The 14268-nt window shown below is 40.0% G+C and carries 14 protein-coding genes and 1 other annotated feature; of the genes, 4 read left to right on the top strand and 10 right to left on the bottom strand.

Annotation, left to right across the window (positions count from 1 at the left end):
- Window positions 1-4: 4 nt before the first annotated feature.
- The 6 genes from FTX43_RS07395 to FTX43_RS07365 all read right to left on the bottom strand — a co-directional run bounded on the left by FTX43_RS07395 (window position 5) and on the right by FTX43_RS07365 (window position 5038).
- Window positions 5-691: a methionine ABC transporter permease gene (locus tag FTX43_RS07395; protein ID WP_002287674.1), complete on the bottom strand. Its 687-nt coding sequence runs from the start codon at window positions 689-691 to the stop codon at window positions 5-7.
- A complete protein-coding gene (locus tag FTX43_RS07390; protein ID WP_002304234.1) occupies window positions 684-1718 on the bottom strand; it encodes a methionine ABC transporter ATP-binding protein in 1035 nt (344 codons plus the stop codon). Before FTX43_RS07390 ends, FTX43_RS07395 begins: the two co-directional genes overlap by 8 nt.
- A gap of 62 nt (window positions 1719-1780) precedes the next feature.
- Window positions 1781-2037: a binding site (T-box leader), on the bottom strand.
- A 75-nt stretch (window positions 2038-2112) separates the two neighbouring features.
- Window positions 2113-2451 (bottom strand): glycine cleavage system protein H, encoded by a 339-nt coding sequence (locus FTX43_RS07385; protein WP_002291179.1) that lies wholly within the window; start codon window positions 2449-2451, stop codon window positions 2113-2115.
- A 1-nt stretch (window position 2452) separates the two neighbouring features.
- On the bottom strand, window positions 2453-2809 hold the full coding sequence (locus FTX43_RS07380; protein WP_002308244.1) for an arsenate reductase family protein: 357 nt from the start codon (window positions 2807-2809) through the stop codon (window positions 2453-2455).
- A gap of 5 nt (window positions 2810-2814) precedes the next feature.
- Window positions 2815-4002, bottom strand: coding sequence for an FtsW/RodA/SpoVE family cell cycle protein (locus FTX43_RS07375; protein WP_002312069.1), 1188 nt, complete (start codon window positions 4000-4002; stop codon window positions 2815-2817).
- Window positions 4003-4195: 193 nt separating this feature from the next.
- On the bottom strand, window positions 4196-5038 hold the full coding sequence (locus FTX43_RS07365; protein ID WP_002375016.1) for a LysR family transcriptional regulator: 843 nt from the start codon (window positions 5036-5038) through the stop codon (window positions 4196-4198).
- A gap of 232 nt (window positions 5039-5270) precedes the next feature.
- On the opposite strand from FTX43_RS07365, the gene FTX43_RS07360 reads away from it, so the two are divergent.
- Window positions 5271-6239 carry a TDT family transporter gene (locus tag FTX43_RS07360; protein ID WP_002344550.1) on the top strand — a complete coding sequence of 323 codons (969 nt, stop codon included), beginning with the start codon at window positions 5271-5273 and terminating at the stop codon, window positions 6237-6239.
- 374 nt (window positions 6240-6613) lie between these two features.
- A complete protein-coding gene (locus FTX43_RS07355) occupies window positions 6614-7657 on the top strand; it encodes a YeiH family protein (RefSeq protein ID WP_002340967.1) in 1044 nt (347 codons plus the stop codon).
- 62 nt (window positions 7658-7719) lie between these two features.
- Here the strand turns inward: FTX43_RS07355 and FTX43_RS07350 are convergent, their stop codons facing one another.
- Window positions 7720-8184, bottom strand: a complete 465-nt coding sequence (locus tag FTX43_RS07350; RefSeq protein WP_104867144.1) for a methylated-DNA--[protein]-cysteine S-methyltransferase — start codon at window positions 8182-8184, stop codon at window positions 7720-7722.
- A gap of 245 nt (window positions 8185-8429) precedes the next feature.
- Between FTX43_RS07350 and FTX43_RS07345 the strand changes: the two genes are divergently transcribed.
- Entirely contained in the window at window positions 8430-9377 is a 948-nt protein-coding gene (locus FTX43_RS07345) for a glycosyltransferase family 2 protein (protein WP_002340968.1), read from the top strand.
- Window positions 9378-9714: 337 nt separating this feature from the next.
- Here the strand turns inward: FTX43_RS07345 and FTX43_RS07340 are convergent, their stop codons facing one another.
- The 3 genes from FTX43_RS07340 to FTX43_RS07330 all read right to left on the bottom strand — a co-directional run bounded on the left by FTX43_RS07340 (window position 9715) and on the right by FTX43_RS07330 (window position 12786).
- On the bottom strand, window positions 9715-11787 hold the full coding sequence (locus tag FTX43_RS07340) for a DNA topoisomerase III (RefSeq protein WP_104867142.1): 2073 nt from the start codon (window positions 11785-11787) through the stop codon (window positions 9715-9717).
- A complete protein-coding gene (locus FTX43_RS07335) occupies window positions 11720-12097 on the bottom strand; it encodes a DUF1033 family protein (protein WP_002312065.1) in 378 nt (125 codons plus the stop codon). Before FTX43_RS07335 ends, FTX43_RS07340 begins: the two co-directional genes overlap by 68 nt.
- A gap of 128 nt (window positions 12098-12225) precedes the next feature.
- Window positions 12226-12786: a TetR/AcrR family transcriptional regulator gene (locus FTX43_RS07330; protein ID WP_002325115.1), complete on the bottom strand. Its 561-nt coding sequence runs from the start codon at window positions 12784-12786 to the stop codon at window positions 12226-12228.
- Between the two features lie 149 nt (window positions 12787-12935).
- Here FTX43_RS07330 and FTX43_RS07325 point away from each other — a divergent pair, with 149 nt between their 5' ends.
- Entirely contained in the window at window positions 12936-14228 is a 1293-nt protein-coding gene (locus FTX43_RS07325; RefSeq protein ID WP_002329559.1) for a multidrug efflux MFS transporter, read from the top strand.
- Window positions 14229-14268 lie beyond the last annotated feature (40 nt).

Genomic DNA, 14268 nt, shown 5'->3' with positions numbered 1-14268 from the left:
CCTATTATCTTTTGTCTGTTTTCTTAGTTAAGAAATCACCGATTCCTTGAACGATAAATACGATTAATAAAATAATTAAAGTCGCAACAAATGTCACTGTCAGATTACCACGCTGGTAGCCTTCCTGCCAAGCAAGACCTCCAAGTCCACCTGCGCCGATCGCACCGGCCATTGCAGTAAATCCGATCATCGAGATCGTTGTAACTGTTAATCCAGAAATCAACGCGGGAATACTTTCAGGTATCAAGACCTTCCAGATGATTTCCCAGTAACTTGCCCCCATTGCATCTGCTGCTTCCAGTACGCCAGGGCTGACTTCACGAAAAGCAATCTCTACTAGACGGGCATAAAATGGTGCCGCGGATAAAACAAGAGCTGGAATGGCTGCTTGCGCACCTAGCATAGTGCCTACGATTGCTTTAGTAAATGGAATAATCAAAACCATCAGGATCATAAATGGTGTTGATCGGAAAATATTACTAATGATTGATACGATCCCGTAAATGATTCGAGCATACGGTTTGTTTTTGCGCCCAATAGAGTAAAGGATCAATCCCAAGACTAATCCGATGATCGTCACTAAGACCATTGAGATCAATGTCATATATAGTGTATCAAGGATAGCCTGATTCATCGTTTCCGGATTGATTTGTTTAAAATCTAGATATGTTTCTGAAAAGCTTTTATCCACGATGGATCACCTCAATTCCTACTCCTTGTTCTTTAATGAACACTTCTGCTTGATCTAATTCTTTGGTTTCACCTGTCATCAAGACAGTCAATGAACCAAAGGAACCTTCTTTTACTTGTTTGATTTTCCCGTATACGACGTTGACATCAATGTTATAGCGTCGAATCGCTTGGGAAATAACTGGTTCGTTGGCATTTCTTTCGCTAAAGGTCAAAGTTGCCAAACGGCCGCTTGGATTTTCTTTGATGAGTTCAGCTAATAGTTCTGTCGAATCAGCTTCTGGTTCGATGTCTTGTTGTACAAAACGTTTGGTTACTTCTTTTTTCGGTTGTCTGAAGACAGTCAATACGTCTCCTTCTTCTACGACTTTCCCCAACTCCATCACAGCGACTTTGTTGCAGATTTTGCGGATCACATTCATTTCATGTGTGATCAAGACGATGGTCAAATTCAATTTCTTATTGATTGCTAACAATAAGTCTAATACTTCTTCTGTTGTTTGCGGGTCCAATGCACTCGTAGCCTCATCACAAAGCAAGATCTCAGGATCATTTGCCAATGCTCGTGCGATACCGACACGTTGTTTCTGTCCGCCGGAAAGTTGTGAAGGATACGCTTGTCCGCGTCCTTCTAACCCGACTAAACGCAACAATTCTTCTGCTCGTTCTTTGCGTTTGCTCTTTGGTACACCAGCTAATTCTAACGGCAACTGGATATTTTCAAGTACAGTTCTTGACCATAACAGGTTGAAATGTTGGAAGATCATACCGATTTTCTTTCGGAATGTACGTAATTCTTTGTTTTTTAATTTTGTGATATCTTGATCGTTTACGATCACTTCGCCGCTCGTGGGAAGCTCAAGTCCATTCAGGAGTCGAACTAATGTACTTTTTCCTGCGCCAGAATAACCGACGATTCCATAAATATCCCCTTTTTCAACGTTTAGTGAAACGTCATTGACGGCTTGGATGTTTCCGTTTTTCCCATTGAATGTCTTTTTGACATTCGTTAGTTGGATTAATGACATGCCATTCACATCTTTCTCTTATGATTTTTCAAACAAAAAAGCCTTCGCCCTCTTGCCTTAAGCAAAAGGACGAAAGCTTGAACTTCCGTGTTACCACCTTGATTTACTGTTACTTCGCAATAACAGCCTCTTCCAGTACTTGGACTTAGCTTCTTTCCGTATACTGTCGCGCTGTAACGGGCACTCCCGTAGTAAGTTTGCTTACGCTCGCTTACTCTGCTCTAAGACCATCTTCCATCTCATTTTCGTTACCCATTTTCAGCAAACAGGGCTCTCTTCAAACGTCCGTGACATGTACTCTTCTTTTCAAAGCTTTCTCATTTCATATAGGATTGTTTATGATTATAGCAACTGGAAGAATCAGTGTCAACTTTTTTCAAGTGATTTTCTGATTTTATAATTCGTCAAATTCTTTTGGATCAACATCTTTGAAACTTAAGATCCACGCATTCATTTCATCTGAATCATTCAAGATATTGATATCTTCACCGATTTTATCATTCACAGAAGAAACTGTACCCGTTAGCGGGCTGGCAAATTCATTGACCGCTTTTTCCGCTTCGACTTCGATCAGAGGTTCATCTTTCTTTAGCGATTGTCCTGCTTTTGGCAGATTGGCAAACGTGATGTCTCCGAGTTCTTCTTGCGCTTCATTTGTCAAACCAACACAGTATTCTTTTCCATTAAATAAGATCCAAAGGTTGTCCTTTTTCTTCAAATGTTTGCCTGCCATTTTATATCAGTTCTCCTTCATAAATTTTTTCATTGAATCCAATTGCAACAAGCTGGTCCTCTTGCACGATCAGCGGACGCTTGATCAGCATGCCATCTGTCGATAAGACTTGGCTTGCTTTTGAAGCCGTAAACTCGCCTACTTGATCTTTCAGTCCAAGTTCCCGATATTTCATCCCGCTTGTGTTGAACAGGCGACGGATCGGTACTTGACTCGTTTCTAGCCAAGTCTCAATCGTTGAGGCCTTCGGTACTTCTTTGATCATATCAACAGTTTGATAACTAACGCCATGCTGGTCTAACCACGCTTTGGCTTTTTTGCATGTTGAACATTTCGGGTACCAGTAAAAGGTGTACAATTTTCTTACCTCCTTGAAGATCTTGCAGGTGCTTCATTTTGGTATCTCATCGATAATATCAACCCGATACCGATCATGTTCCCTAAAATCGAAGATCCTCCTTGGCTAATGAAAGGCAATGGGATCCCTGTTAAAGGAAGTAATCCGATGTTTGCTCCAATGTTCTCAAAGACATGGAACAGCAGCATCATGATCAAACCGCTTGCGATATAGGCGTAAAATTCATTATTCGTATCGAAACACACCCGAATCATACGATAAATCAAAATAAAATACAAGAAAATGACGAATGCACCACCGATAAAGCCGAAGTTTTCACCGATAACGGTAAAAATCATATCGGACTCACGAACAGGCACATAAATATTGCTTACATTGAATCCTTTACCAAACAAGCCACCGGTGCCGATTGCCAAAAGTCCTTGTGCCGGCTGATAACTCATCCCAGACGTATCATGGAAAGGATCCAGCCATGAATCAATACGTGCAAATTGATAAGATTTGAAACCAACTTTGTAAAGCAAGTCTCTTCCGCCTTCAGTCGTCACTAAGAAAATCGTTCCTGCACCAACGACTACTGCCAAGATCACTACAGGGGCGATGATGCGCCAAGAGATCCCAGACATCAAGAATATCCCGCCGAAGATGGCAAGGAAGACGAGCATCGTTCCAAAGTCATCTTGAGCCATGATCAACGCTAAAACCGGTATCGTCACGATCAAGAGCTTCCCAATCAGCCAAAAGTCCGATTTCATCGTCCGCTCTTTTACTTGCGTATTATGTTTGGTCACGATCAGCGCCATCATCAAGATATACGCGATCTTCATTAGCTCTGCTGGCTGGAAAGTGAACGCACCGAATCGGAACCAGTTTTTAGAACCTGTAGAATCGGCTAAATTCTTGTCATAGAATTCAAGTAAGAGTCCCATTACTACTAACCCCAAGCCATAAAGGTAAGGAGTCAGTTTCCAAATCCATTTGGAATTCAAATGCATGATGACGACGATTGCTGCCGCCCCAACTAAATACCAGACAACTTGCATCCCTACGCCTTTCAAGACTGCTGGATTGTTCGGATCATGGCTAAGTGCTACATATAATGAGAGCAGACCAATCAAACATAACAGAAAGACTGGTAAAATCACGCCATAATCAATACGATTATCGTTCGAAGCTTTTAATTTTTTTTCCATGTTTCATCCCTTTTCTTAAAAACCATACTGCTGATTATTATAGCGGTCCAGTTAGATAATGGAAAGTCTTTCCACAGACATTTGGGAAAAATTAACTTTCCGTTTGTGCAGCTGCTTGAGCAAACGAAAGGCAAAAGCCTACTGCTTATCTTTAGTGTATCATAGAACTTTTTTTGATACATGCAATTATCTTTCAGCTGAGATTCTCCTCGCTGTGAGAAGTTTCTGTGCTTTCATTGTATCGAAGGATCTCTTCAGCAATCTCTAACAGCTGATCAGAAACTAGATTGGTTCGTTGGATGAAATAAAAATACCGATGGAAATTCAACGGAATCATTGGCACGTCTTCTGGCACAGAGCGCTTAGATAAAATCGAGCGTCCGATGCCTTCCTTCAGCAACGCAACGATCACATCATTGCTTTTCACGATCATTTTCTTATCTTGGATGTTCATTTCTTCAAAATAACGTTGTGTGTAATGAAAAACGCCAGAATTTGCTTCTCTTACAAGCCACAATTTACTTTTTGGGTCCCCAGCAATGACTAGCTGGTCTTCCATCAAAGAGTACCTTTGTACGCCGGAAGTCTCTAATGGCTTTTCGATAAAACCAAAATCGGATTCATGTTTCGCTACTTGTTCTAATGATTCATGTGAATTCGCGATCTCGATCTCAAAATGCACTTTAGGAAACCTTTTGATCAGATGTTTCATCAACTGAGGCAAAAGATAGACAGCAAATGTGTGGGAAGCAACGATCCGACATACTTCTTCTTCATTTTGTTCATTGAGCAATTTTTGCTGGGTCTCTTCCCATTCTTCTAATAAAACCAGCGTCCGCTCGTATAATAAATCGGCTTGCTTAGTTGGAAGCATCTCTTTTCTGCCATTACGCTGAAAAAGATCAATATTCAACTCCCGCTCTAATTGTTTGATTTGATTCGAGACGGCTGGCTGAGATAAAAACAGTACTTCTGCTGCTCTAGAAAAATTTCTTGTTTCATATACTGCTCGAAAAGTCGTTAATAACTTAAACATGGCACCACTTCCATAACTTTTTATGATAATTACTATAAAAACTATTTGATTTAAATATACAAAAAACCATCTATAATAGAAATGTACAACAAAACAGTTGCTGATCCAACTAGTAACTCAGACAAGATAATCAGCTGTCTGCTTTGCTCGTAATCATACAGACCTATTCATTTTACAATGTATTCGTTCATCTTGGTACTAAAATCTATTAAATAAAAAGGAGAATATATATATGAAGAACTTTTTGAAAATTATTCCGATCCCGATCTGCGGGTTGATCCTTGGGTTAGCTTCCCTTGGAAATCTGTTTAAAGACTATCACCATGTCGCTTTAGGCAATCTAACTGGCGGTATCTCAATGATTCTTATGATATTCATTTTTGTTAAATTGTTTATCTTATTTGAGCATACGAAACAAACGTTGCATGATCCGATCATCGCCTCCGTTTCACCAACTTTTACGATGTCACTCATGGTTATTTGTACTTATTTTGTTTCATATGAAAGTATTGCACCGATTGTCAAATTCATTTGGTTGTGCGCAGTTATTTTCCAAGTGATACTTGTCTTTTATTTCAATTATCACCATGTCATCAAAGCTGATCTTTCTATTGAAGCAATTTATCCAAGCTGGTTTATCATTTATGTTGGGTTTGGGGTCATCACTGTAACTGCTGGGAACTTCTTCCCACTTATTGGAAAAATCTTCTTTTGGATTTCATTGGTCTGCTATGCGTTCTTATTGCCAATCATCATCAAACGCGTCTTTTTCGTAAGAAATATGGCTCATCCGACACGTCCGCTGATTACGATCGTTGCAGCACCTGGTTCTCTTTGCCTGACAGGTTACCTGAAAAACTTTGCAGAACCTAACTTTTATCTTGTCGTAGCGTTGTTCGTTTTATCTCAAGTATTGTATTTCGTTGTGCTGTCTATGCTGCCACGCTTGTTCAAGCTTCGTTTTTATCCAAGCTACGCAGCCTTTACATTCCCACTTGTTATCTCTGCAACAGCTCTATTTACCACTGTTCATTACTTCAACAGTTTAGGTATTTATAGTAGCGTATTAGATTTCTTAAAAATTGCGGAATGTCTGTTTGCAAGTGTAGTTGTCTTCTACGTGCTTGCTCATTACGTACGTTTCTTAACTAAAGAACATAGCAAACATGGAAAATTTGTTTCTAAAAAAATCCCTTCATAATTGATTCGATTGGCTGTGACAGAAGTGTTCAGCTTCAAGAAATAAGAAGGAATTTACGAAAATTGCTTCTCAAATTTTTGTAACATTTCGGCTTATTTCCGAAGAAGCTACTTCTGGAACACCGTTTATCAAGAGGTCGTGAAAAAGCCGCCTAGTTTCGAGTAGTAAGAAAAATTTTGTGAAAATGGCTTTCCACATTTTTGCATAAATTTAGCTTAATACCGAGAAACTGGCTTTGGAACACCGTTTATTCGAAACAAGAGGTTGTGACAAGACTTTTTTTCACGGCCTCTTATTCTTTTGTCAAAATACTGGTTTAGTGCTACTATGTTCGAGTATGCTTTTAGTATTTATTGACGAAAGGAACCAATCAAATGAAATCATTGTCACATCCAATAAAATCTGTAAAGGATTCAGCGGTCCGCGAGATTTTGCCCGGGTTACTGCTTTCTTTTGCCATCGCTGCCGTCAGCCGGCTTCTTGCTATTTATCTGCCACAGTTAGGTGGAGCGACTATTGCTATTTTATTGGGTATTTTATTAGGAAATACTTTTTTTAAACAGCCTGTTCTAGCAATCGGCACAAAATTCGCTGAAAGCAAACTATTGGAATTCTCTGTTTTTTTACTAGGTGCAACTGTCACCGCTCAAACGATTGCTCAAATTGGTGTAAAAGGAATTGTTTTTGTGTTACTACAGATGTCAATCACTATCATCGGTGCTTACTTGATTGGTAAGAAACTGCAATTCAGCGATACTTCTTCTTTGATGATGGCTGGAGGAAACGCTGTTTGTGGTTCTTCTGCTATTGCTTCGATCGCCCCTTCCATCCATGCAAAAGAGGAAGAAAAAGGACAGATCATCACACTGGTCAATCTACTAGGTACTGTGATGATGTTGACCCTCCCTTTTCTTGGATTACAGCTATTCGGCGGAAATCTCATTGAAAAAAGCGCACTTTTGGGTGGTACACTCCAATCTGTGGGTCAAGTAGTCGCTGGTGCAAGTTTGCTTGACAGTTCTGTTGTCGAATTTGCCATGTTGTTTAAGATTCTACGTATCATGATGCTTGTTGTTGTTGTCTATTTGTTTGAAAAATTCATGCACAAGAAACAACCAGCTCTGTTTGAAACACCGACTGATACGCAGAAAAAACGAAAATTACCGCTTCCTTGGTATGTATTAGGGTTTGTGATCTTTTGTTTGGTCAACAGCTTGTTTTCTTTACCTGTAGTTATTGACCAATCGGCACATTTTATCAGTAGCTGGTTTGAGATCACTGCTTTAGCGGCAATTGGGCTGCGTTTAGACTTTGCAAAATTCATGAAAGAAGGTACACGTTTCTTATCTTACGGATTGGCTGTCGGGCTTCTCCAAACAGTGATGGCTTTACTATTTATTTGGCTGATCAACCTTTAGAATAAACACGAAAAAACAGTTGTGATTCTCGCATGGAACAATGTTCAAATCACAACTGTTTTTTAATTTTGCAGATACCCTTCTAATAGCAGCAATTGGCGTTTGATTTCGACTCCATCTGTTGCGTTTCCCATATATCCTGTCAGTTTTCCATTTTGCCCGATCACTCGATGACAAGGAATAACGATTGGCAATGGATTGGTTCGATTTGCCTGTCCAATCGCTCGCACAGCTTTCGGACTATCGACAGCAACGGCTACTTCTTTATACGTTCGGATTTCTCCATAAGGAATGGTCGACAAAGCTTTCCAGACATTTTGCTGAAAAGGCGTACCTCTCTTTATAGATAAAGGAACTTCAAATTCTTTTCTTTTTCCCGCAAAATATTCTTCAAACTGTTCTTGTGTGCGCGTTAAAATTTGCTGATTCGCTGATTTGCTTTCCAAAATTGGCTGAAAAGATACGGCAGTCAACCCGGATTCATCTGCATCTAACCATAGAAAGCCGATAGGTGTGTGTATTTTCATTTTGTTTGCTCCTGGCCAACAGACTGGAGCTTCCTCCTTTTTCTCTGTCCGAAACTACTTGCCAACTACTAAAAATTGTTCTTAAAAGTTTGATAAACCGAGGAAACATGGTAAACTAAATACGGTAGTTTACCAAAAGAATACCTGTTCTTTTACGTAAAATCAAATTTAAAAGGTGTTATTTAAGGTTTATTAAATTTTGAATGTAAACCATATATAAACATACGATTGAAAGGATAGAAACGATGAAAGTATCAATTGTTGTCCCATGTTTCAATGAAGAAAAAACGGTTCCTCTTTTTTTTGATGAGGTTGAAAAATTCAAAGGTGCCCATGAGTTCGAATATTTATTTATTGACGATGGATCAAAAGACGGTACGTTAGCAGCAATCAAGAAGCTAGCTGCAGCTTATCCTTATGTCCGCTTTGTCTCATTTTCCAGAAATTTCGGGAAAGAAGCGGCTCTATACGCAGGATTACAAGCTTCTACAGGAGATTTAGTGACTGTTATGGATGTTGACTTGCAAGATCCGCCTGAACTGCTTCCTGAGATGATTGAACGAATCACTACTTCTGATATCGATTGTGTCGGCACCCGGCGTTCGACTCGTGAAGGTGAGCCTGCAATCCGCAGTTTCTTTGCGAAAAAATTCTACCAGTTGATCAATAAAATCAGCGATACAGAAATGGTCGATGGCGCTCGTGATTTCCGTTTGATGACCCGACAAATGGTGGATGCTGTCCTAGAACTAACAGAATACAACCGGTTTTCAAAAGGATTATTCAGTTGGGTCGGATTCAAAACAGAATATATTTCTTATGAAAACCGCGAACGTGTAGCTGGTGAAACATCTTGGTCCTTCTGGAAATTGTTCAACTACTCGATTGATGGTATCGTGAACTTCTCCGATGCGCCATTGACGATTGCTTCATTTATCGGCGCTTTGTCTTGTGTCGGTTCTGGTATTGCGATCTTGTTCATTATTTTGCGGGCATTGCTGTTTGGTGATCCTACATCAGGATGGCCTTCCATGGTCTCGATCTTCCTATTCATCGGAGGAATCCAACTGTTATGTCTTGGAATCATCGGGAAATATATCGGAAAAATCTTCTTAGAAACGAAACAACGTCCTGTTTATATTATTAGAGAAACAGAAAAAGTGAAGCCAAATGAATTGAAGCCTCACCAATAATATACGTCAAATGAAGTAAACATTTTTTTAATGAAGAGGGACTGTGACAAAAATCTTGTCACAGTCCCTCTTTCCGAACAAACGGTGTTCAAAAGCTTGCATCTGCGGTAATAAATCCAGCCAATTCAAAAACATGATAAGCTGTTTTTGCTTGGCTGTTCTTATTACTTGATGCAGGATGATGCAGAACAGCTTTTTCACAATCTCTGATATACGGTGTTCCAGAAGTAGCTTCTTCGAAAAATAAGCCGAAATGTTACAAAAATTTGAAAAGCAATTTTCGTGAATTCCTTCTTATTTCTTGAAGCTGACCACTTCTGTCACAACCTCCATCTTCTTACTTCTTCATTGCCGCTTTTAGTGCTGCTGCTAATGGGCTTTCTTCTGGTTCTTCTGCCTGTGCATATTTTTTCAGCAAGCGACGTTCTTCATGTTTGGTCATTTTCTTCTTCTGCTCTTTTTTATCAAGCATTTTTTCTGTCGTTCCGTCGTATTTACAACGGAAATAAGCACCATTTTTGCCTTCGATGATTTCCATTTTCCGGTGACATTGTGGGCAGCGATGGTTGGAGACTTTAGGATCTTTTCTTCTGCGGTAGCTGCAATCTGAATTGGTGCAGACATAAATTTTGCCGTCTCGTGTGTTTTTCTCACGCAGATTGGCCCCACATTCTGGACATTTCTTTTGGGTGATCGAGAAATCTTGATATTCTTGTTTGCTTGATTTGATTTCATTCACCAAGCGTTTTGTTTCTTTTTCGATCCCATTCAAGAAGGTTCCTGCTTGTTTCTTTCCTGCAGCAATCGCTTCAAGGTCTTTTTCCCAGCTCTCTGTCAGATCCGGTGTCACTAAAGATGGGTTGACTAATACTAATAATTGTTTACCTTTAGGGGATACTTGCAGTCCTTGAGGGGTACGTTCCATCAACTCTGATTTGATCAGTTTCTCAATGATCTCTGCACGAGTAGCCGGGGTTCCCAGACTGTATTTTTCCATTTGTCCAAGCAAGCTTGCTTCTGTCAATGGTTTAGGCGGTACAGATAATTCTTTTTTGATGGTGAAATCAGGATTGATCCGCATTCCTTTTTCCCATTTGACTGTTTCCGTTTCAGATTCCGTTTCGCCTTTCCACCCTGCTTGGACGACACGATTTTGTCGGAAAATGAATTGTTCTTTACCAAATTCAACCGTGACTTTTGTCTGACTGACTTTGTGTGGTTGAGCAAATAAGCCTAAGAAACGAGAGACGATCATCTGATAGATTTTTTGCTCTTCATTACTTAGTTTTTCATAACGTGCTCGGTTTTCAGTTGGCAAAAGCGCATGGTGATCGGTCACTTTATTGTCTTGGAATACTTTTGTCTGTTGGACGATGGCTCCGTTTTTCAAATACTGCTTGACCTCAGGAGCAAAGTCGCTGACTGCTTGCAGTCGTTCGTTCATCGTACTTTTCATGTCGTTTGTCAGATATTTGCTGTCTGTACGCGGATAAGTAACGATTTTATGGGTCTCATATAAACTTTGTACAAGACTTAATGTTTTCTTTGCAGAATAGCCATAGCGTTGATTGGCTTCTCTTTGGATCTCTGTTAAATCATAAGGCAGCGGCGCAGATTCCGTTTTTAATTTTTCTTGGACTTCTGTGACAGTTCCTTTGCTTGTACTGATCAATTGAACAAGTTTTTGTGCTTCTTCTTGTGTTTTTAAAGCAAATTGATTTTTTTGAACCATTTTGGCTTGTTCTTTTCCAGCGTGCAACGTGATCGTGAAATACGTTTGTGGACGGAACTGTTCGATTTTCTTTTCTTGATCTCTCACTAATGCTAGTGTCGGTGTCTGCACACGGCCTGCTGATAAATTGTCCGCATACTTCACAGTTAAGGCTCTGGTCACATTCAATCCTACCAGCCAGTCCGCTTTTGCCCGGGCAAGAGCAGATTCATACAATGCATCATATTCTTTTGCAGGTCTTAGTTGCTTGAATCCTGTTTTGATTGCTTTATCTGTTTGAGAAGAGATCCATAACCGCTTCACTGGTTTATTGAAATGCACATACTCTAAGATCCAGCGAGCAACAAGTTCTCCTTCCCTTCCGGCATCTGTCGCAATGACTGCTTCTGAGACATCTTTTCGTTGAGCCAGCTGCTTGATTGCTTTTAATTGATGTCCTGTTTTAGGAAGTGGTTTGATTCCTAGTTTTTTAGGGATCATCGGCAACGTGTCCATTTGCCAGCTCTGCCATTCCTTATTCAGATCTTCCGGCATTTTCAATCCTAATAAATGACCAAGGGCCCAAGTAACGATCACCTTGGGTCCTTCATAATAATTTTTGTGCTTTTGATTAGCACCAAGCACCTTGCTTAGGTCTTTCGCAACGCTTGGTTTTTCCGCTAGAATTAGTTGTTTCATAAAATTCCTTTCTGCTTTCTACTGTGATGGGCTGATGATTTTTCAACAACGCAAGTCCCTTGTATTGCTGTAAATCATCGTCACACTCTTCACACCAGCGCTCATCTCCGTCATTCCAAAAGGCGCTGAGAAAGTTGCTTTTTGCATTGATATATTCATAATTTTGATGGATCGCGATCCATTGTTTTTCGTACGCTTGTCGTGCTTCTTCAAAAGACTCGAATGTTTCTTCTGCTTCAATATCTTCTTCCCAGTCTTCAAAAAACCACCAAGGCTCATTGTCCCCGAACATGGTAATTACTTGATACATACTCGTGCTCCTTCTTTCAGCTTTTCTAGACTCATCTTAGTCACTTTTCAAGAAAGTTGCAAGAATTTTCTCTTATAAAAGGATCATTTAATGAACATCTTGAAAATGGTACCAATGAATCTGATTGTTTAAGGCAAAGTAGCGATAAAGTCATTGATCATCCAAAAATAGCTGTCCTCTGGATCGATTGTCGGTTCTTTTGTAAAGTATCCTAAAAAACGCAAGGAAAGATAGCCGTGGATCATACTACGTAATTCTCTGCTTCGGTGGACTTTTTCTTCTTTCGTTAATTGAAAAGCCTCAAAGATCTGCAAAATGATCTGGTTCGTTTCATGGATTCCCTCTAATAAAACTGCTTCATTGGTGTGGGGCACACTGATCAGCAACTCATACACTGCTTGATTTGAAAAAGCAAAGGATCGATAAGTTTCTGCATAGATCTGCAGTGCTTCCTGACCACTTTTTCCCACAAGAGCCCGACGCAGCTGGTCATTAAGTTCCTGCAGAAGTTTTGCTGTTAACGCTGTTTTGACATCACGAATATTTTTGAAATGGTTATACAGCGAGGGAGCCTTGATATCCAAGCGTTTTGCTAAATGCTGAAAGGTTATTTGCTGAACATCCATCTCTTCTGCTAGTTCTCGAAAGCAGTCGATGATTTTCTCTTGAGACAGATTTCTTTTTTTCATTTCCATGTTTCCTCTCATAAAATAAATCCTTCACTCTTTCAGTTTACCACGAAAAAGAACGAGAAAAAAGAGACTTTCATTGATAAACTACATATTGTAGTTTATAATAAAGAGTCGTAGATGAAAATTTTCAGAAAGAAGGAGTCTAATTGGCTGCAAGAATAAAGGAAAAATTATTTAGGAAAAGAGAAACTTGGGAACAAAACTTGTTTGTCTTATGGTTTGGAACATTTATGGCTGGTATCGGATTTAGTTTAGTCATGCCTTTTATGTCACTTTACATAGATACGTTAGGTAATTATAGTACGGCACAATTGAACTTTTGGAGCGGATTGACTTTTTCATCTACTTTCTTGGTGACTACGCTGATCTCTCCTTGGTGGGGGAAATTAGCCGACCAAAAAGGAAGAAAATTGATGCTGCTGCGTGCTTCATTAGGAATGGCAATCGTCATTTCTTTGATGGGCTGCGTGACTAGTGTGTATCAATTAGTCGCATTGCGTCTGCTTCAAGGGATTTTTTCTGGTTATATCAGTAATGCCACTGCCCTTGTCGCAACTGGGACGCCAAAAGAAAAAAGTGGTCAAGTTCTTGGAACCTTAGCAACTGGTTCTGTTACAGGAACATTACTTGGACCGCTTCTTGGCGGGATCTCTGCTTCAGCGTTTGGCTATCGCCCTACCTTTTTCATTACAGGGATCATCTTATTTTTCGTCTTCTTGTTGAGTCTGTTTTTCGTCCATGAAAAATTTGTCCCAGTGAAAAAAGAAAACATGGTTTCTGCCAAACAGATTTTCAAAGACTTGAAATATCCACACGTCGTCATCGGTATGTTCGTCACAACGATGATCATTCAAGCATCCAACAATTCCATCAGTCCGATCATCAGTCTGTACATTCGTCAATTGCTGCATGGACATGGGAATGTTACGTTGATCAGCGGAATCATCGCTTCGATACCTGGAATTGCTACTTTGATAGCCGCTCCAAGATTTGGTCGCTTAGGTGACAAGATTGGGAGTGAAAGAATACTTGCGATTGGTTTGGGTTTTGCGATTTTGGTTTATATCCCAATGGCATTCGTCACGAATGTTTGGCAATTAGCTGCCTTACGTTTTTTGATTGGTATCTCTGATGCTTGTCTGCTCCCTGCTGTCCAAGCATTGATCACAAAATATTCGCCTCATCAAGCTGCTGGACGGATCTTCAGTTATAACCAATCTTTCCAAGCAACTGGTAACGTAGTAGGACCTATGATCGGCTCCAGTGTTTCCAGTGCATTTGGTTATCGTGGCGTCTTTCTTTCGACTTCTCTTCTTGTTTTAGTCAACTTCTTGCTTGTACGACACAATACACAAGAAATCCATCAGCAAGAAACTGCAGAAGAAAAAGCTTCAGGAGTCTCCATATCTTCAGAGCACTCTCCTTCTCATAGACAATAAGCGTAAATGAAAAACACTGCTTGAACAGTTGTCACAGACT

Origin of the sequence: Enterococcus sp. DA9, from assembly GCF_008000875.1 — a bacterium.
Lineage (GTDB): Bacteria > Bacillota > Bacilli > Lactobacillales > Enterococcaceae > Enterococcus_B > Enterococcus_B lactis.
Note: the sequence above shows the minus strand (reverse complement) of the source record. Positions and strands in the feature narration are given on the sequence as shown.